This is a genomic window from Proteus alimentorum (assembly GCF_002607735.1).
In the GTDB taxonomy this organism is placed as follows: Bacteria; Pseudomonadota; Gammaproteobacteria; order Enterobacterales; family Enterobacteriaceae; genus Proteus; species Proteus alimentorum.
This window is the reverse complement of sequence record NZ_NBVR01000018.1, coordinates 305349-324126: the sequence shown is the minus strand read 5'-3', so window position 1 is coordinate 324126 and position 18778 is coordinate 305349. Positions and strand designations below refer to the sequence as shown.

General features: G+C 38.3%; 16 protein-coding genes. 4 read left to right on the top strand and 12 right to left on the bottom strand.

What is annotated here, in order from left to right; translation table 11 throughout:
- Positions 1–73: 73 nt before the first annotated feature.
- Entirely contained in the window at positions 74–232 is a 159-nt protein-coding gene (locus B6258_RS18015) for a hypothetical protein (RefSeq protein WP_164996133.1), read from the top strand.
- Here B6258_RS18015 and B6258_RS04365 read toward each other — a convergent pair whose 3' ends face one another.
- Genes B6258_RS04365 through B6258_RS04355 form a run of 3 tightly spaced genes read right to left on the bottom strand, consistent with a single transcriptional unit; the run spans position 233 to position 4270 of the window.
- Complete coding sequence (locus B6258_RS04365; protein ID WP_099074226.1) at positions 233–2020, bottom strand: SmdB family multidrug efflux ABC transporter permease/ATP-binding protein; 1788 nt, start codon at positions 2018–2020, stop codon at positions 233–235.
- Positions 2007–3752 (bottom strand): SmdA family multidrug ABC transporter permease/ATP-binding protein, encoded by a 1746-nt coding sequence (locus B6258_RS04360; RefSeq protein WP_099074225.1) that lies wholly within the window; start codon positions 3750–3752, stop codon positions 2007–2009. Before B6258_RS04360 ends, B6258_RS04365 begins: the two co-directional genes overlap by 14 nt.
- A 56-nt stretch (positions 3753–3808) precedes the next feature.
- Positions 3809–4270 (bottom strand): Lrp/AsnC family transcriptional regulator, encoded by a 462-nt coding sequence (locus B6258_RS04355; protein WP_036911686.1) that lies wholly within the window; start codon positions 4268–4270, stop codon positions 3809–3811.
- A 158-nt stretch (positions 4271–4428) separates the two neighbouring features.
- Between B6258_RS04355 and queC the strand changes: the two genes are divergently transcribed.
- On the top strand, positions 4429–5127 hold the full coding sequence (gene queC, locus B6258_RS04350) for a 7-cyano-7-deazaguanine synthase QueC (RefSeq protein WP_099074224.1): 699 nt from the start codon (positions 4429–4431) through the stop codon (positions 5125–5127).
- 146 nt (positions 5128–5273) lie between these two features.
- On the opposite strand, the gene B6258_RS04345 is transcribed toward queC, so the two are convergent.
- The 9 genes from B6258_RS04345 to bolA form a co-directional block, all read right to left on the bottom strand.
- On the bottom strand, positions 5274–5678 hold the full coding sequence (locus B6258_RS04345; protein WP_099074223.1) for an acyl-CoA thioesterase: 405 nt from the start codon (positions 5676–5678) through the stop codon (positions 5274–5276).
- A 240-nt stretch (positions 5679–5918) separates the two neighbouring features.
- Entirely contained in the window at positions 5919–6290 is a 372-nt protein-coding gene (locus B6258_RS04340) for a ComEA family DNA-binding protein (RefSeq protein WP_240531518.1), read from the bottom strand.
- A 290-nt stretch (positions 6291–6580) separates the two neighbouring features.
- Positions 6581–8458, bottom strand: a complete 1878-nt coding sequence (gene ppiD / locus B6258_RS04335) for a peptidylprolyl isomerase (RefSeq protein ID WP_099074222.1) — start codon at positions 8456–8458, stop codon at positions 6581–6583.
- A gap of 474 nt (positions 8459–8932) precedes the next feature.
- Positions 8933–9208 carry a nucleoid-associated protein HU-beta gene (gene hupB, locus B6258_RS04330; RefSeq protein WP_036911695.1) on the bottom strand — a complete coding sequence of 92 codons (276 nt, stop codon included), beginning with the start codon at positions 9206–9208 and terminating at the stop codon, positions 8933–8935.
- Between the two features lie 214 nt (positions 9209–9422).
- Positions 9423–11783 (bottom strand): endopeptidase La, encoded by a 2361-nt coding sequence (gene lon / locus B6258_RS04325; RefSeq protein ID WP_099074221.1) that lies wholly within the window; start codon positions 11781–11783, stop codon positions 9423–9425.
- A 259-nt stretch (positions 11784–12042) separates the two neighbouring features.
- Positions 12043–13314, bottom strand: a complete 1272-nt coding sequence (clpX, locus tag B6258_RS04320; RefSeq protein WP_099074220.1) for an ATP-dependent protease ATP-binding subunit ClpX — start codon at positions 13312–13314, stop codon at positions 12043–12045.
- Positions 13315–13453: 139 nt separating this feature from the next.
- Positions 13454–14077 (bottom strand): ATP-dependent Clp endopeptidase proteolytic subunit ClpP, encoded by a 624-nt coding sequence (gene clpP / locus B6258_RS04315; RefSeq protein WP_099074219.1) that lies wholly within the window; start codon positions 14075–14077, stop codon positions 13454–13456.
- A 257-nt stretch (positions 14078–14334) separates the two neighbouring features.
- Positions 14335–15639 (bottom strand): trigger factor, encoded by a 1305-nt coding sequence (gene tig / locus B6258_RS04310; RefSeq protein ID WP_023580863.1) that lies wholly within the window; start codon positions 15637–15639, stop codon positions 14335–14337.
- Positions 15640–15960: 321 nt separating this feature from the next.
- Positions 15961–16275 carry a transcriptional regulator BolA gene (gene bolA, locus B6258_RS04305; RefSeq protein ID WP_075671985.1) on the bottom strand — a complete coding sequence of 105 codons (315 nt, stop codon included), beginning with the start codon at positions 16273–16275 and terminating at the stop codon, positions 15961–15963.
- 340 nt (positions 16276–16615) lie between these two features.
- Here bolA and B6258_RS04300 point away from each other — a divergent pair, with 340 nt between their 5' ends.
- Complete coding sequence (locus B6258_RS04300) at positions 16616–17194, top strand: YajG family lipoprotein (RefSeq protein WP_099074218.1); 579 nt, start codon at positions 16616–16618, stop codon at positions 17192–17194.
- Between the two features lie 56 nt (positions 17195–17250).
- Positions 17251–18771 (top strand): muropeptide MFS transporter AmpG, encoded by a 1521-nt coding sequence (ampG, locus tag B6258_RS04295; RefSeq protein ID WP_099074217.1) that lies wholly within the window; start codon positions 17251–17253, stop codon positions 18769–18771.
- Positions 18772–18778: the final 7 nt, after the last annotated feature.

The following is an 18778-nucleotide window of genomic DNA, read 5'->3' as shown; positions in this document are numbered from 1 at the left end:
ACCTCGTCGATATTTGAAAGAACAAAGTTTATAGAGCAAAAGATATGCCAATTTTTAATTCATTGATATTTAAATGAAAAATAAACAAGCCGAAATAAAGCAAATAGAAAAAATCACCAAACTGGTGCAAAAACAAGCAAACTGTTTTGCTAAAAGTGAAGTCGTTGAGCAACAAAAAAGGCACATAAGATTTATGTGCCCTCTAAAAAATCACAGTTTAATTCTAAGGTAATTATTCAACGTTAATGGGGTCTTGCTCTTGCAACGATTCTCTGACTTGCTGTAATTGATACATATTATAGTATCGACCTTTTTGTGAGAGCAATTTGGCATGATCGCCCTGTTCGACAATTGCACCACGATGAAGCACCACAATTTCATTGGCTTCAATAATAGTGGAAAGTCGATGAGCAATAACAATCAATGTTGTTTTTTCCCTAACGACTTTTAGTGCCTTCTGTATAGCTTGTTCTGTTCCTGAATCAATATTCGCGGTTGCCTCATCCAAAATAAGAATACGAGGAGGTATTAATAATACACGAGCCAATGCAAGTAACTGTTTTTGTCCAGCGGATAAGCGACTACCTTGTTCACCAAGTTCAGTTTGTAGTCCTTCAGGTAAAGCCTTAGCCCATTGATCAAGTTGAACGGTTTCTAATACCTGCCACAAATGTGACTCATCACATTCACGCCCTAACGTAATATTGTCATACAATGAACCCGATAATAAAACGGGATCTTGCTGTACCATCGCAATACCACTGCGTAATGCAGCATGCGAATACATTTCTAATGACTGCTTATCTAAAGAGATACTCCCTTTTTGCCAAGGATAATTTCCCATTAATAAACTGGCTAAAGTGCTTTTGCCACTTCCGGTGTGCCCAACAAATGCGACAAAATGACGAGCAGGAATAGTTAAATTAATATCTTTTAATACCCATTGCTCATCACGATACGCAAACCAAAGAGAATTAACATCGATATTACCTTGAGTGATGGAATGTGATGATGAACCGTAGTGCTGTAAAGGTGCATCCATCAATTCAAAAACACGCTCACCAGAGACAACCGCCTGTTGCAAAATCGATTGCTGTGATGTCAATGTGATCAAGGGTTCATTTAATCGACCTAAATAACTAATAAACGCATAAATAACCCCAACACCAATAACTGCACTGCCCTGATACCCAAACAACATTAATAAGCCACACAGAACCAACGCTGAGAGCATACTTAATAAAGGACGTAATAACAGACCATCAAGTTTTAACGCTTTCATACGTGCTTGGTAATGTTGCCAGCTGTCATCTGACATTCTTTCACCAAATCGAGCTTGTTGCCTAAATTGCTGAATAACTGACATGCCATTAATAACTTCATGGAAACCATCATTTATATTAGCTAGAAAATGGCGCACATTGCGGACTATCGGCGTACTAAGTCGCTGATAAAGCATCATCACACCAATCACCGCAGGAAATATCATCATTGCAACAAGCGCCATTTGCCATTCTAATAAAAACATAGCTATCAGCATGACAACCACTAAAGCAATCGCTCGGAATAATGTCGGCAAAACGTTCACGAACAAATCTTTAATCGTCTCAGTATCATTTGTAACACGAGAAATTAACTGCCCCACGGGCTGATTATCAAAAGCACTTAATGGCTGTTTTAGTGCCGCACTCATTACATCAGTACGTAATTGTTGTACAACCCCAACGGCGGCATGATTAAACACAATGGCTTGATAATAGTGAAGTGTGGCGGCGATCACCTGCAAAAGAATAAAAGCCAACGCTAGGCCTAATGATGACATTAATTCCACATTATTCGTGGCAACTTTTGCATCAATAAAATAGCCAACAATTAATGGGCCCCCCACTTCCGCAACAGCAGCTACCCACAACATAATGACACCCCATATCATGGGTTTGCGATAGGTTTTACCATAAGTCAAAAGACGCTTTAACGCAGGTAATAGCGCTTTAACGGATTTATTTTTATTCATCGTCATCCAGCGCAGCCTCTAATTGCTGATAATGGTACATATCTTGATACCAACCCGGTATTGAAATTAATTGCTGATGTGTACCTTGCTCTATAATCTCGCCTTGTTTTAAAACTACAATATTAGTAGCACCAACCAATGCGGATAAGCGATGAGCGCTGATAATTAATGTTCTATCTTTTCGCCATTGCGATAAGTTTTGCAAAATTTGATATTCCGTTTGTCCATCAACAGCAGATAGTGCGTCATCTAATAATAAAATTTCAGCATCCAATAATAGTGCGCGTGCAATAGAAATACGCTGTTTTTGTCCACCGGATAACATCACTCCTTTTTCGCCTACCTGTGTTTGATACCCTTCGGGTAAGCGTAAAATATCCTCATGAATATTTGCCAGTTTCGCAACAGATTCTATTTCTTCTTTTGTTGCATGAGGACGGCCTAAGGCAATATTTCCTGCAATGGTATCTGAAAATAGGAAGGGTGTTTGGTTAACAACTGCCAATCGTGCTCGCCATTCATCAAGTTTCAATTGATAAATAGGAACTGATTGAAAACAAATTTCACCTTCGGTGACATCGTAAAGTCGTTGAATGACATTAAGTAATGTACTTTTCCCACTCCCAGTCATTCCACAAACACCCAACATTTCGCCGGGTGATAATGTGAAATGAATATTTTTCAGTGTTTCTGTCGTTTGTTCGGAATATTGGAACCGTTTGATATCAACAGATAATACTCCTCGGCCTTGCTTTGGTGATAATTCACCATCAACCATATCGAGTTTTTCATCCAATAAACTCGTAATTCGACTATAAGCCGCACTGCCACGCTCAACAATATTGAACATCCATGCTAAAGCCAACATTGGCCAGATCATTTGCCCCAAATACATCACAAAGCTGGTTAATTCACCCAATGTCATTCTGCCATTAATAACAAAATAGCTGCCACCAGCAACAGCGAGTAAATTAGCAAAACCAATAGCCATAAAAATAGTAGGATCAAATAGCGCATCAATTCTTGCAACACGCATATTTTGGCGTCCAGTTTCTTTTGCCACATCATCAAAGCGGGAAGCATGCTGTTGCTCTAGCCCGAATGATTTGATCATGCGAATACTACTCAAACTTTCTTGTGCTTGATTATTCAGTGAAGAGAAAAGCGCCTGTGCGGTTTTAAAGCGGTTATGCAATTTATCGCCATATCGCTTAATCAAAATCGCCATAATTGGCATAGGTAATAATGAAATTAGTGTCAGTTCCCAACTTAACTGAATACTCATCATGACAAGCACAGCAAGCCCCATCACCATAGAATCTACTAAGGTCAGTACCCCTTCGCCCGCTGCAAAAACCACTTTATCAACATCGTTGGTGGTACGTGCAATTAAATCACCAGTTCGATAACGATGATAAAATGAGGAAGATTGTTGATTAAGTTGCTGATAAATTTGCATCCGCAGTTTTACTGCCAATTGATAAGATGCACCAAATAACCAAAGACGCCAAAAATAACGCAGAAGATAAACCGCGAGGGCAATTAATACCATCACGCCAATCCAATTCATCACTTGGCTAAATGTTAGACTATGGTTATCGACACCATCCACAATGATCCCAACAATCTTTGGAGGGATCACCTGTAATACCGCAATAACCATCAATAAGAAAATGGCACCTACATAACGACGCCATTCACTGAGAAAATACCAACTGAGCTGTGAAAATAGAGCCACGCCTTAAATCCTAAGGTTATACAAAAAATAAAAGTGCCAGTTGGTAAAGATGAACCTTATTCAGGTATCGGCATTGCCGTTGTGTATTTAATTTTTTCCATTGCGAAGTTAGAAGTCACATCAATAAGACCCGGTACGCCATTAACCATACGTTTATAAAATAGGTCATAACTTTTCATGTCTACTACTTCAACATGCATTAGATAATCACACTCACCCGCCATTCGATAGAATGTCAGTACTTCTGGCATTTGCTTAACAAATGAAACAAATTGTTCGTACCATTCGCTATTATGTTGCTGTGTTCTAATCATAACAATAACTGTTAGACCTAGCCCAATTTTTTCACTATCAAGCAACGCAACGCGCTTACGAATATACCCTTCATCCTCTAGTCTTTTCAATCGTTTCCAGCAAGGCGTTGAGGTTAGGTTAACAGCCTCAGCCAAAGTATTCAGTGAGAGGCTAGAATCTTCCTGTAACAGCGCTAATAGTTTACGGTCAATCTTATCTAACATAGATACTCCTTCAAAATATGCCCCTACAAAAAATAATGATAACCTGCCCCTTACTATAAGAGTAATCATCTAATGATAAATCGGTAATAAATTGCCATAATATATGTACTTTTATGCGTACTAATCCCTATAGAAATTCAATATTCAGGAGTATTCTGATGAAAAAAACGGTCGTTGTCTTTAGTGGTGGACAAGATTCGACAACCTGCCTTATTCAAGCGTTGGAAAAGTACGATGAAGTACATTGCATTACATTTAATTATGGGCAACGCCATAAAGAAGAAATTGAGGTAGCACAAAAAGTGAGTCAATTATTAGGGGCAACTGCGCATAAAGTTTTAGATGTAAATTTACTCAATGAACTCGCTATCAGTAGCCTAACTCGCGACAATATTCCTGTTCCTGATTTCAAAGAGAGTGAAAAAAGTGATATTCCTAGTACCTTCGTACCAGGAAGAAATATTCTTTTCCTCACTTTGGCTGCAATTTACGCTTATCAAATTGGCGCTGAGAGTGTCATCACGGGTGTTTGTGAGACTGATTTCTCTGGTTACCCTGATTGTCGTGATGAATTTGTAAAAGCATTGAATCATGCTGTTAGCTTAGGTATTGCTCGTGATATTAAATTTATCACACCATTAATGTGGCTAGATAAAGCCGAAACATGGGCTCTTGCTGATTACTATAAAAAGTTAGATTTCGTTCGTCATGAAACTTTAACTTGCTATAACGGTATTCAGGGTGATGGCTGTGGTGAATGTGCGGCTTGTCATTTAAGACAACGCGGATTAAACACCTACTTAGCCGATAAAACTCCCATTATGCAAACAATGAAACAGAAAGTAGGTCTTAAATAATCATCGCAATTACCTGACTTATTATCACTGCTATCCCCCCTATTCGCTTATGCAGTGATAATTCATCAAACATTATCACTGCATTAAATCATCTTAGATTAGCCTGAGAGCATTTGGTGATGGCTCTTTAATACTCTCTTTGTGTATCAGGAAGATTGACGTACATATTCAAGCTTCTCTCTTAACTGTTCTGTTAATGTCAGTGCTTTTTTTGTATTGATATCAACAAGAACAAAAGTAATTAATGCATCAGAGATAAGTGCGCCATCTTTTTTTCTCACAATCTTTTGAGAAAGTACGCCACTTTTAATTCCCACTTCAGCAACATCACAATCAATAAGTAGCTCATCACCTAAGCTTGCGGGTAAGCGATAATTAATATTGATATTAGCAACCACTAATGCCAAGCCATTGCGCTTAAACCAATCAAAATCTAAATGTTGCTCAATCCAATCCCATCGGGCTTGCTCTAAAAACTCAAGGTAACGTGCATTATTCACATGTTCAAAAACATCTAAATGAAAGCCATAAACTTTAATTAATGTACTCATATCAATTTATTACCTCTTGATTATTCTAATAAACTTTTTATAAAGTTTTTTTGCGATACCATAAATATAGCCAAGAAAATAAATTTAGTAATTTCTGATATCGATTTATCGCATTTTCTTTTAACAAAGAAAATGTGTTTCTCTTATCAAAATAAAAATCAAAGAGAAACACAGGAGTTTTCAATCAATATTCATGTTGTTACTATCACTTATACTCAACATCGTATAAGAATGAATACCTTAATTAATAACAATAAAATCACGATTTTGTTCAACTAGCTTCATACCAATTCCAAAAACTTTTTCAAGTTCATCGATAGAGGTAAAACGCCCTAACTGTTCGCGATAATCAATAATGGCTTGCGCTTTCGCTTTTCCTATCCCTTTTAACCCCATTAATTCATCTACTGTTGCCGTATTTAAATTAACTTTACCTTCTGTACTGGCTTTGTTTTCTTTTGCATCAGAAGCAACAGATGAGTGAGTTTCAATAGAAACCGTTGGTGTTGAAGTAGGTGTTTCTTCTGCATACGAGAAAGGAGAAAGCCCTAATCCCAAAGCAAGGCAAAGAGAGGTCATAAAACCTGACAACATTTTTTTATCCATCTTCATAATCATAATTTCCTTTTATTCAATAATTTTAAATTCAATAGCAAACAGAGATTTCTGGATGCAGAAAAAGAATGCCAATATATTGATAAATCAGCAATTACATAAAAAGAGAACTACGAGAAAATAGGAGAAATAAAAATGAACAAAAGAAGTATTACAAAAAATTGTCGGGCTTGCTCTCAAATATGAATTTTTCGAGAGGCCGAGTTATTTGTTTAAGTTATCGAGAATAGTAGCCATAAAAAAACCCAGCGTTATGCTGGGTTTTCAATAAAATAACTCAAATTCGATTATTGATAATCTTTATCAAAAATTTCAATTTTAGCGTTATCTTTTAGATCACGTAACATGAGTTGTAATGCTTCTTCGCCCATCTGAGCACGATAGAGATTAGTCATAAACTCGAGTTGTTCAGTTGTTGGTTTGCCATCTGTTACGCTATCTAATTGAATAAGGACGACTTTAGTACCGGGTACATTAGTCATACCATACTCTTTTTTACCTTCAGCCGGTTTTGGCATAGAGAAAATAGCGGTTTGCACTGCATCAGTTGCAGATGAATGAACAATGCTTTCTTCACTACCAAACGAAATATTAGCAGCTTTCAGTGCTTCGTCGCCTTTACCTTCTTTCAATGCAGCTAAAAGTTTTTGGGCTTCTGCATTCATTGCTTGTGATGCTTTTTGCTGTTTAACCAGCATAACAACTTGATCACGCACTTTGTCTAATGGTTGGCTTGCTGAAGGCTTATAACCTTCTACACGTACGATAAATGCACTGTCATTACCTAACGTCACCATGTCTGAATTCATGCCTGTTGGGCCATTTTCATCCACTAATGACCCACCAAAAATTAACTGAGTAAGTTTTTCATTATTTAATGGTGCAGGAACCGTATTTTCATCAAACCAATCAGTATTAACCACAGTCACGTTTCCGGCTTTAGCAGCAGGGGCTAATGTATCGTTATCATTAGATGCAGCTTGGCTTACTTTTTGTTGTAATGCGAAGAAATCATCAATCGCTTTGTTTTCACGCATTTTTGCCAGTAAATCTGTTTTCACTTCATCAAATGGTTTTACAACAGATTGTTTGATGTCATCAAGACGGAAAATTGCGTAGCCATTACTGATTTTAACAGGTTCAGAGATTTGGCCTTTTTCTGTCAAACTCGCATTAGCCAGCTCAGGTAACTCTTGTCCGATAGTTATCCAACCTAAAGAACCATTTTGTTTTTTAGAGAAACTATCAATCGATTTTTCTTTCACTAACGAAACAAAATCAGCGCCTTTTTTCAGCTCGTCTTCTGCTGCTTTAGCCGCAGCTTCATCCGCTAATACTAAGATGCTGTACTGTTTCTGTCCTGCTGCCGTGAACTCATCAATATTACTATCGTAGTAAGCCTTCGCTTCTTCATCAGTAATGTTGATATTATTTAAATCTTTTTGAGCATTTAATTGGATATAGCTAATTTTAAATTGCTCTGGTGCGATGAACATTTGGTTATTTTGCTCATAGAACACTTTCACTTCTTCATCAGATGCCGTTTCTTTTTCAAGGAATGGCTGAATGTCTAATGATGCTAAACGGACATTACGGCTTTGTAGCATTAATCCCGCAAATTCTTTAACTTCGCTATCTAAGGCAAAATCCGTACCTTGGATAGAAAATTTTAATTGCTGATTGATCAGGTTTTGACGAATGCCTTCTGCAAAGGCATCAGCATCAATATTATTGCCTTTCAATAAATCGACATATTTTTTATTGTCAAATTTGCCATTAGTCTGAAAGTAAGGAAGTGCAAAAATAGCATCTCTAATTTGCTGATCACCCGCTGAAATACCCAGATTTTGTGCAAATTGATCAAGTAATGCTTGGTTGATCAGTAAATCAAGCGCTTGTTGGCGAATAAGTTTCTGACCTTCTTCAGATGAAGCGAGAGCAGCAAAATTTTCACCCATATCTTGTTGTAATTGAGCACGACGTTGCTGATAAGTTTGCTCTAATTGAGAACGGCTAATTTTATATCCGTTAACTTCAGCAGCATCATTAACGCCTGAACTAAAGAGATATCCGCCCACACCAGTTAGGACGAAAGAGAGGATGATCACAGCTAATAATATCTTTATAAATGGATTATTAGCAGTGGAACGAATGTTGTCCATCATAACGAGACGAGGCTCCGTTTGGTGAAATAAAAATTATTTTTATGGGTGTTACACGACTATTTTGAGCACAGCGAAAAGATAATATGCCCATGCTGGCTTAATATCAAAATGTCGCGACATGCGACAATCATTAAAAACAGCCAGTCCCGTATTAATGCGCAGCCTTAACACGCACTTTCTATAACTAAGAAAACTAAACAGCATTATTTGATTCATTGATTACGATAGCTATTTAACTCACCACTGAATCATTCATTGTTGTCTATTTCAGTTATAGAACAACGCGTCATTCTATCAAATGACTACTTTAGTTTCACGTCTTATCGCCAGAGAATACAAGGTTTAATCGTGATTTATAACCTAAAAAAAGAAAAGCGCATCTCAAAAAGATGCGCTTCATTTTTTAATTGAGTCGTTTTCTGTTTGTCCATAACGTTAAGCTAATAACAAATTGGCAGAAAATAAGTTCAACTATTATTGATTAACTGCGTCTTTTAAGCCTTTACCTGCACGGAATGCAGGAACTTTTGCAGCTTCAATTTGAATTTCTTTACCTGTTTGTGGGTTACGGCCTGTACGAGCCGCACGATCACGTACAGTGAAAGTACCGAAACCTACTAATGCTACATCATCACCTTTTTGTAAAGATTCAGTGATAGAAGCAACCAGAGCATCTACAACACGACCAGCTGCCGCTTTTGAGATATCTGCATTTGCAGCAATTTTGTCGATCAGTTGAGTTTTATTCACGCTTTCATCCCCATAATTTTATGCGTTATTTTTCACCATTAATGGCAAATTTTGCAAACGTCGTTATATCAAGCCTTTTTAGATATAGCAAGACCGATAAAACAGCATTTTTAATTAAAATCCCCATTAAATTAGCGACACAAAAAAAGGCTGGCAAGCTTTTATTACTTATCCAGCCTTTTTTTTAGCTATAATTTATGACTAACATCACTCTTTAGTGTGATTTATCAGTCACAACTTCCATGCCAAACGGTGAGTTTTGCAGGGCTAACGATAAAACTTCCTCAATTGTTTTCACTGGGTGAATATCCAGATCAGCAACAATATTTTCAGGAATTTCTTCTAAATCACGTTTATTTTCATCAGGGATAAGAACTGTCTTAATTCCACCACGATGTGCAGCAAGTAACTTTTCTTTCAGTCCGCCAATTGGCAATACTTGTCCGCGTAACGTAATTTCGCCCGTCATTGCAACATCAGAACGTACAGGGTTACCTGTTAGGCTTGATACCAATGCAGTACACATTGCGATACCTGCGCTTGGACCATCTTTTGGTGTTGCGCCTTCAGGAACGTGTACGTGCATATCACGTTTTTCATAGAAATCGCCATTAATACCAAGTTTATCAGCACGAGCACGAACAACCGTCATTGCCGCTTGAATAGACTCTTGCATCACTTCACCTAAAGAGCCAGTGAATGTTAGCTTGCCCTTACCTGGCACACTTGCTGTTTCAATAGTCAGTAGATCACCACCAACTTCAGTCCATGCAAGTCCTGTTACCATACCTACTCGATTTTCTGTATCAGCACGACCATAGTCAACTTTACGAACACCTAAGTAGTCTTTAAGATTATCTTCGTTAATCTCAATATGTTTGATTGTGCTATCCATTAGCAACTGTTTTACTGCTTTACGGCATAATTTAGAAATTTCACGTTCTAAACTACGTACACCCGCTTCGCGCGTGTAATAACGAATAATGCCCATAATTGCACTGTCATGGATTGTCAGCTCACTTGGTTTTAACGCATTACGTTCAATCTGTTTTGGTAACAAATGTTGCTTAGCAATATTCAGTTTTTCGTCTTCGGTATAACCGGATAAACGAATAACTTCCATACGATCTAACAACGGTGCCGGTATATTCATGGAGTTAGATGTCGCCACGAACATAACATCAGACAGATCGTAATCAACTTCCAGATAATGGTCGTTAAATGCGATGTTTTGTTCTGGATCTAACACCTCTAACAGCGCAGAAGCCGGATCGCCTCGCATGTCTGATGACATTTTATCAATTTCATCTAATAGGAAAAGTGGGTTTTTAACGCCAATTTTCGCCATTTTCTGAATTAATTTACCCGGCATAGAACCGATGTAAGTACGACGGTGACCGCGGATTTCAGCTTCATCACGCACACCACCTAACGCCATACGAACATATTTACGGCCTGTTGCTTTAGCAATAGATTGACCTAGTGAGGTTTTACCTACACCCGGAGGTCCTACCAAGCACAGAATGGGCCCTTTAATTTTGCTAACACGAGACTGCACCGCGAGATATTCAAGGATACGCTCTTTAACACGTTCTAAACCGTAATGGTCAGTATCAAGAACTTCTTGCGCTTTCACTAAGTCTTTTTTAACTTTGCTACGGCTATTCCAAGGAACTTGAACCATCCAATCAATATAACTACGTACAACCGTGGCTTCTGCTGACATTGGCGACATCATTTTTAATTTCTGAAGTTCCGCTTCTGTCTTCTCTTTTGCCTCTTTTGGCATTTTAGCAGCGTCGATTTTACGTTTCAGCGATTCCATTTCATCAGGTGCATCATCCATCTCACCTAATTCTTTTTGAATGGCTTTCATTTGTTCATTGAGATAATACTCACGCTGACTCTTTTCCATCTGCTTTTTAACGCGATTACGAATACGTTTTTCAACTTGTAGCAGATCGATTTCTGATTCCATCATCGCCATTAAGTATTCAAGGCGTTCTGTGACATCAGACATTTCAAGTACAGCTTGTTTATCTTTTAATTTCAGCGGCATATGAGAAGCAATGGTGTCTGCTAATTTCGCTGATTCTTCAATAGCATGTAATGAGGTTAATACCTCTGGCGGAATTTTTTTATTCAGCTTGATATAACCTTCAAACTGATTAATCGTTGTACGATTTAAGACTTCCTGTTCGCGCTCATCAACCGCTGGCGTTTCAAGGTATTCTGCTTTCGCCTGAAAGTGTTCACCATTATCAGATAACGTCGTAATTTTGGCACGACGAATACCTTCAACAAGGACTTTCACTGTTCCATCAGGCAGTTTTAGCATCTGTAAAACAGACGCAACTGTACCAACAGAAAAAAGATCATTAACACCTGGTTCGTCAGTAGATGCATCTTTCTGCGCAACCAGCATAATTTGTTTGTTGTCGTTCATCGCAGCTTCTAAGCAATGAATAGATTTTTCACGACCAACGAACAACGGGATCACCATATGCGGATATACAACGACATCACGTAATGGCAATACAGGTATTTCAATACGTTCTGGACGCTCAGGATTCATAGAGCTCTCTCTTCGTTTTTAGCTTAACGCTTTTACAGGTAATTTTATTCGCATGTCACCAAATAAAATTAATTCCACGGATTGTCAAAATATATAAGGGCACTTTTCTGACATTCAATAGCCTTACCCATTAAAAAAACAAAATGAGGGAAAATTCCCTCATTTTTATTGCGTTGGCGCGCCTTATCTTAAATTCCCCTCTTATTTTGAGAGAAAATTAGATAATGTCAGACAAGAGACATTGCCAAATTACGATGCATTATTCACCTGAAGCCTGATTTTCTGGCTGGCTATAAATAACCAGTGGCTCAGATTTTCCATTAATAACGCCTTCATCAATGACCACTTTTTCTGCATTTTCAAATGAAGGAAGGTCATACATCGTATTAAGTAATGCTGCTTCAACAATCGAACGTAAACCACGCGCGCCTGTTTTGCGTACCATGGCTTTTTTCGCAATTGCAGTCAGCGCTTCCTTACGGAATTCTAAATCCACACCTTCTAATTTAAATAACGCTTGATATTGCTTAGTCAGTGCATTCTTAGGTTCTTGTAAGATTTGGATTAACGCTTCTTCGTTTAATTCGCCTAGCGTTGCAACAACAGGTAAACGACCAATAAATTCAGGGATAAGACCAAATTTAATCAGATCTTCTGGCTCAACTTGGGCTAATAATTCACCTTCGCTAGCTTTCTCTTTTTGGCTTTTAACTTCCGCACCAAAACCAATACCTGAATGTGTATTTAAACGTTGTGCAACAACTTTATCGAGCCCTGCAAATGCACCACCACAAATAAAGAGGATTTTAGAAGTATCAACTTGTAAAAACTCTTGTTGTGGATGCTTACGTCCGCCTTGAGGAGGAACAGAAGCTACGGTGCCTTCAACTAATTTCAATAATGCTTGCTGTACACCTTCACCAGACACGTCACGAGTGATTGATGGGTTTTCAGATTTACGGGTGATTTTGTCAATTTCATCAATATAAACAATACCACGTTGTGCTTTCTGCACATCGTAATCGCATTTTTGTAGCAGTTTTTGAATGATGTTTTCGACATCTTCACCCACATATCCCGCTTCTGTCAGCGTTGTGGCATCTGCCATAGTAAAAGGAACATCAAGGTAGCGTGCTAATGTTTCTGCTAATAACGTTTTACCGCTACCAGTAGGACCAATCAGCAAAATATTACTTTTTCCTAGCTCAACACCATTGGCTTTATCGCCATTACGCAGGCGTTTATAGTGATTATAAACGGCAACAGCCAAAACTTTTTTAGCCAATTCCTGACCGATAACATAGTCATCAAGGTGCTTACGGATTTCATGTGGCGTTGGCAATTCACTGCGTTCATGATGAGGTGCTAGTTCTTTTATTTCCTCACGAATGATATCAACACAAAGATCGACACATTCATCACAGATATAAACCGACGGACCAGCGATCAATTTTTTTACTTCATGCTGGCTTTTACCGCAGAAAGAGCAATACAGAAGCTTCCCGGAGCTATCTTTGCGCTTATCTGTCATCAGTCAACCTCACTTAGTTATTCTTCTTATCATTTATAAGAAGAAAATCTTTTTATATAAATATTGATAGCCATTTCCTTTGTATTATTGACCAACAAAGGAAATGTATTAATTCAGTTGCTATTACAACGAGCAATGATTAGCTACGTTGAGTATAGACTTTATCCACTAATCCGTATTCTAACGCTTCGTTAGCGGATAAGAAACGATCACGCTCAGTGTCTCTTTCTATTTCTTCAATCGATTTACCTGTATGTTGAGCCATTAGCTCATTCATACGAAATTTCACTTTCAAAATTTCTTGAGCATGAATTTGAATATCTGTTGCTTGACCTTGGTAACCACCTAATGGTTGGTGGATCATCACACGAGAGTTAGGTAAGCAAATACGTTTACCTTTCGCACCAGCAGATAATAAGAAAGCGCCCATTGAACACGCTTGTCCCATACAAATAGTACTCACATCTGCTTTGATATACTGCATGGTGTCATAAATAGACATACCTGCAGTAATTACACCACCTGGTGAGTTGATATACAGGTTGATGTCTTTCTCTGGATTTTCTGCTTCTAAAAATAGCATTTGAGCAACGATAAGATTAGCCATGTGATCTTCAACTTGGCCAGTCAGGAAAATAATACGTTCTTTTAATAAACGTGAGTAAATGTCGTAAGAACGCTCTCCACGCGAAGTTTGCTCTATAACCATCGGCACCAGAGCCATATTAGGTGCGAATTGTTCCTGTGTGTCGTTAAATGACATGTCTGTCTCCTATTGCATTCTTATTGGTGCCAATGACAACAATTTTACTTGAGATAATTGATCATGACCATTTCTAATGATCTAATCTCTCACAAGACATTCAAGGCGCCTCGCGAGGAGTGATAAAGAGAATATAGAATTATCTGGAGATAATCGCTCAAATTTCAAGGCAAAATTTGATAAATATATACAAACTGAAAAAAACCCGTGGTAAAAACCACGGGTTTTTGCTTAAAACCGATATTCGCGGTTAAGAATTAACCCATTTGAACTTCGTTCATCAGTTCAGTGAAGTTAGTTTCTTTTTCAGTTACTTTAGCATTTGCTAAGATTTTTTCTACCGCTTGCTCTTCTAACGCAAGATTACGGATGTTATTCATCAGTTGTTCGTTCTTGTTGTAGAACTCAACAACTTCTGATGGATCTTCGTAAGCTGAAGCCATTTCGTCGATCAGTGCATTCACACGGTCGTCTTCTGCTTTCAGTTCATTACTATTGATCACTTCACCTAACAGTAATCCAACGATTACACGACGTTTAGCTTGTTCTTCGAACAGTTCGCGTGGTAATTGCAGAGCTTGTTTTTCGTCGCCACCAAAACGTTGAGCTGCTTGACGTTGCAGAACTTCAATTTCGCTGTCAACAGCGGCTGCTGGTACGTCAACTTCGTTTGCTTTAACTAAACCATCAATTACTTGTGATTTAACACGAGTACGGATTGCATTTTTCAGTTCACGTTCCATGTTTTTACGTACTTCAGCACGTAAACCATCAACAGAACCATCAGCAATACCAAAACGCTTGATGAACTCTTCAGTTAATTCTGGCAGTTCACGCTCTTCAACTTTTTTCAGGTTGATAGCGAATTGTGCTTTTTTACCTTTCAGGTTTTCAGCGTGGTAATCTTCTGGGAAAGTCACATCGATTGTGAATTCTTCGCCAGCTTTATGACCGATAACGCCTTCTTCGAAACCTGGGATCATACGACCTTGACCCATTGCCAGTACGAAATCTTCAGCTTTTCCGCCTTCAAATTCTTCACCGTCAATAGAACCGTTGAAATCAACAGTTACGCGATCTTCTGCTGCAACTTCGCCGTCTTTGTCTTTCCACTCTGCTTGTTGCTTACGCAGTGTTTCTAACATGTTATCAACGTCTTCGTCTTTAACTGTGACAACAGGTTTGACAACTTCAATGCTTTCCAGATCTTTCAGTTCGATTTCTGGGAAAACTTCGAATTCTACAGAGTAAACAAAGTCTTCACCTTCTTTGTATTGCTCTGGTTTGTAGTCAGGCGCGCCAACTGGGTTTACTTTGTTTTCGATGATAGCGTTAATGAAATTACGCTGCATCAGGTCACCCAGAACATCATTCAGTACTGACATACCGTAACGCTGTTTAACCATTGACATTGGAACGTGACCTTTACGGAAACCATCAATGCGAACAGTTTTAGCAGCTTTTTTCAGTTCACTGTCTACAGCAGTTTGGATATCAGCGGCTGGTACGGTGATTGTGACACGACGCCCTAGGCCTTGAGTCGTTTCAACAGAAACTTGCATCTTGTTACCTCAAAATAAGTTTTAGTGCTCGGTCTACTTTAAAGGAAACTAACATGATATTGACATGTTTAGGTTTATTTTCCTTTCAGAACCGGGGCCGCCACATTTAAAAAAACGAGGATCCCTGATATCAGAAGCATCCCGAAACCTTACTGAAAATTAGACGCGACATTATAACGATCTAGAGGGGTTGAGTCGAGAAAGAGCCGTTTTATTCCTCAATTTTTTCATAAAATCGAGCAACTCGCCCCTTTTTCCCTCTATAAAGAACAAAAAATACGCATCTTAGGATCTATTTACTCACGATTAACGATAAGGTTGTTAATCTTCTTGGCTTCCGCCACGACACCCAGGAGAGCGTAATGCTTTATCCTGCTGTTCATTCCATTCGCTCAAAGTAAACGTGTGTAATGCTAATGCATGAACACCATTTTCCATTTCATGAGCTAATGTTTGATACACATCGCGATGGCGCGAAACACTACGTTTCTCATTAAAATCATCACTGACGATAATGACTTTAAAGTGGCTTTCTGAGCCTTCGGGCACATTATGGCGATGGCTTTCGTTTATTACTTGTAAAAAATGCGGTGAAAAGCGTGAAATCAGCTTATTCTCAATATCATCACGGATCATCTCTGCCCCTAATACTCTAGCCTTTATACCATGGCGAACAAAAAACAAGTCAACCAGACTACATTGATTTAGTCTTTATCAATACAGAATGATGAGCTTATTCTTTTTAATTTTGCTGATGATAATCGCTTATTTTTCATCTTGAGTAAAACCATTGGCCAAATATTGTCAAATACATGAGCAAAAATGAGAGTAATTTGAAATAAAATCAATTGATAAAATCAGATAATTTCGTTCGTTAAAGGGATATTAGCAACCTATCAGCAGTGGTATGATAGGCTAAAGTTTGAAGCCTATTCTACTTGTTAACACAACAGACATATTTAACCGAGATTACCTCATGATTAAACATTTACTCTGTGCTGTTTTTGCATTAACACTACTTTCAGGTTGTGCAACTCCTAGTAACAAATTATCTATTGAACCAGTGATGTCCGTTCCTGCGGCCGACCCAACAATGCGCCCTATTTCACTGAATATTTCAAGCCAAGACAAACGTGCATCAAAAAACCTAGCGGAAATCAACCGCAACGGTAAATTAGAAGTTCTTGTTCCAACTCGTGACATTGCATTTTTAATGCAAGAAGTTCTACAAAAACAAATGGCAGCGCGTGGTTTTATGATGGGTTCTCCTGCTTCTGCTGATGTGATTATTGTTATCAATAAACTCAATGCTGATGTAGGTGAAGGAAGTGTTCGTCATAATATCAGTGCAAAAGCGGATATTTCAGTTATTGTCACCTTACCAAATGGCAGTTCTAATACCAAAACATTCCGCACTAGCTACAATGTTCAAGGTCCATTTGGTGCAACTAATGAAAAAATTGCCGCCGCGATTAACAATGTCTTAAGTGAACTCGTTAGCGATATGGCAAAAGACGCTTCAGTCAGTCAATTTATCAAATCTAACGCCCGTTAATTTTATTAGAATAAACGACCTGTTATCTCAAGCAGGTCGTTGAAAGGAATTTTTGCATGGTTCAGCCTGCCTTCAAACAAACCACTTGGTATAAATCATTTATTCTTCTATTACTTGGCTTTACTTCTGGATTACCTCTGGCGTTAACTGCGGGTACATTACAAGCTTGGATGACAGTAGAAGATATCGATTTAAAAACCATTGGTTTTTTCTCATTGGTGGGACAAGCTTATGTTTTTAAATTCCTCTGGTCACCCTTTATGGATCGCTATACCCCCTCTTTTCTTGGTCGGCGCCGAGGATGGATGTTACTCACTCAAATAGGGTTAGTGCTTGGTATTGCAGGAATGGGATTTTTAAATCCTAATGATCATTTATGGTGGCTAGCCTCTTTAGCTGTCATTGTTGCCTTTTGTTCCGCTTCACAAGACATTGTTTTTGATGCCTATAAAACAGATATATTAAAAGCAGATGAACGTGGTACAGGTGCTGCAGTTTCTGTATTAGGCTATCGCATAGCAATGCTTGTTTCTGGAGGAATGGCACTTTGGTTAGCGGATAAATATATTGGCTGGCAAAACATGTACTGGTTAATGGCTGCCTTAATGGGTATTGGTATTATTGCCACTTTACTTGCTCAAGAGCCAGAAACCACCGTAAAGCCACCTCGTACACTCTATGAAGCTGTTATTGAGCCTTTATATGAGTTCTTTTCTCGTAACAATGCTTGGCTAATATTACTGCTTATTGTGCTGTATAAAATGGGGGATGCCTTTGCCTTAAGTTTAAGTACCACTTTTCTTATTCGCGGTGCTGGATTTGATGCGGGTGAAGTCGGATTAGTGAATAAAACACTTGGACTTGCCGCCACTATTGTTGGGGCATTACTAGGTGGTTTATTAATGCGCCGTTGGAGTTTATTTAAAGCACTGATGATTTTTGGTATTTTGCAAGGGGGGTCAAATATCGGTTATTGGTATTTAGCCGTTTCTGAGCAAAGTATTTATAGCATGGGAGCGGTAGTTGCATTTGAAAATATCTGTGGAGGAATGGGAACCGCAGCATTCGTTGCCCTCTTAATGACACTGTGTCATCTCTCCTTTTCCGCAACACAATTTGCGTTGCTCTCGGCTCTCTCTGCAATTGGTCGTGTTTATGTTGGCCCAGTTGCAGGCTGGTATGTTGAAAGCCATGGTTGGGAAGCATTTTATCTTTTTTCCATTGTTGCTTCTGTACCTGGTCTTATCTTGCTGTTGATTTCGAAAAACACACTTATTTATACGCAAAAAACAGGTGAATTTCTTAGAAGAACGTTGTTTATTAAACAGTACCGTTTCGCTATTTATGGTTTGATACTGACAGCTCTTTTCTTTATTTGTAGTTTAATTCTTGTTATTACAAATTCACTACCAACTTTAGAAATGTTCCAGTCTGTCGATTTTATTCAATCAATAGATACTGATAGATTAAGTTCTTGGGCTTCAACACTCTTTTTATATGGTGTTATTGTTGGTGCAGTAAGCCTTATCTTTGGCACAATTCTAGATTATTTAGCCCTTAAGAAAACAGCATATTAGTTTTATT

Excerpts from the sequence above, each read along its gene's own strand:
- ampG (WP_099074217.1), top strand. The coding sequence starts at position 17,251 with ATGGTTCAGCCTGCCTTCAAACAAACCACTTGGTATAAATCATTTATT.
- tig (WP_023580863.1), bottom strand. The coding sequence starts at position 15,639 with ATGCAAGTTTCTGTTGAAACGACTCAAGGCCTAGGGCGTCGTGTCACA.
- B6258_RS18015 (WP_164996133.1), top strand. The coding sequence starts at position 74 with ATGAAAAATAAACAAGCCGAAATAAAGCAAATAGAAAAAATCACCAAA.
- B6258_RS04355 (WP_036911686.1), bottom strand. The coding sequence starts at position 4,270 with ATGTTAGATAAGATTGACCGTAAACTATTAGCGCTGTTACAGGAAGAT.
- B6258_RS04340 (WP_240531518.1), bottom strand. The coding sequence starts at position 6,290 with ATGAAGATGGATAAAAAAATGTTGTCAGGTTTTATGACCTCTCTTTGC.
- lon (WP_099074221.1), bottom strand. The coding sequence starts at position 11,783 with ATGAATCCTGAGCGTCCAGAACGTATTGAAATACCTGTATTGCCATTA.
- bolA (WP_075671985.1), bottom strand. The coding sequence starts at position 16,275 with ATGATCCGTGATGATATTGAGAATAAGCTGATTTCACGCTTTTCACCG.
- queC (WP_099074224.1), top strand. The coding sequence starts at position 4,429 with ATGAAAAAAACGGTCGTTGTCTTTAGTGGTGGACAAGATTCGACAACC.
- B6258_RS04345 (WP_099074223.1), bottom strand. The coding sequence starts at position 5,678 with ATGAGTACATTAATTAAAGTTTATGGCTTTCATTTAGATGTTTTTGAA.
- B6258_RS04365 (WP_099074226.1), bottom strand. The coding sequence starts at position 2,020 with ATGACGATGAATAAAAATAAATCCGTTAAAGCGCTATTACCTGCGTTA.
- ppiD (WP_099074222.1), bottom strand. The coding sequence starts at position 8,458 with ATGATGGACAACATTCGTTCCACTGCTAATAATCCATTTATAAAGATA.
- clpX (WP_099074220.1), bottom strand. The coding sequence starts at position 13,314 with ATGACAGATAAGCGCAAAGATAGCTCCGGGAAGCTTCTGTATTGCTCT.
- B6258_RS04300 (WP_099074218.1), top strand. The coding sequence starts at position 16,616 with ATGATTAAACATTTACTCTGTGCTGTTTTTGCATTAACACTACTTTCA.
- clpP (WP_099074219.1), bottom strand. The coding sequence starts at position 14,077 with ATGTCATTTAACGACACACAGGAACAATTCGCACCTAATATGGCTCTG.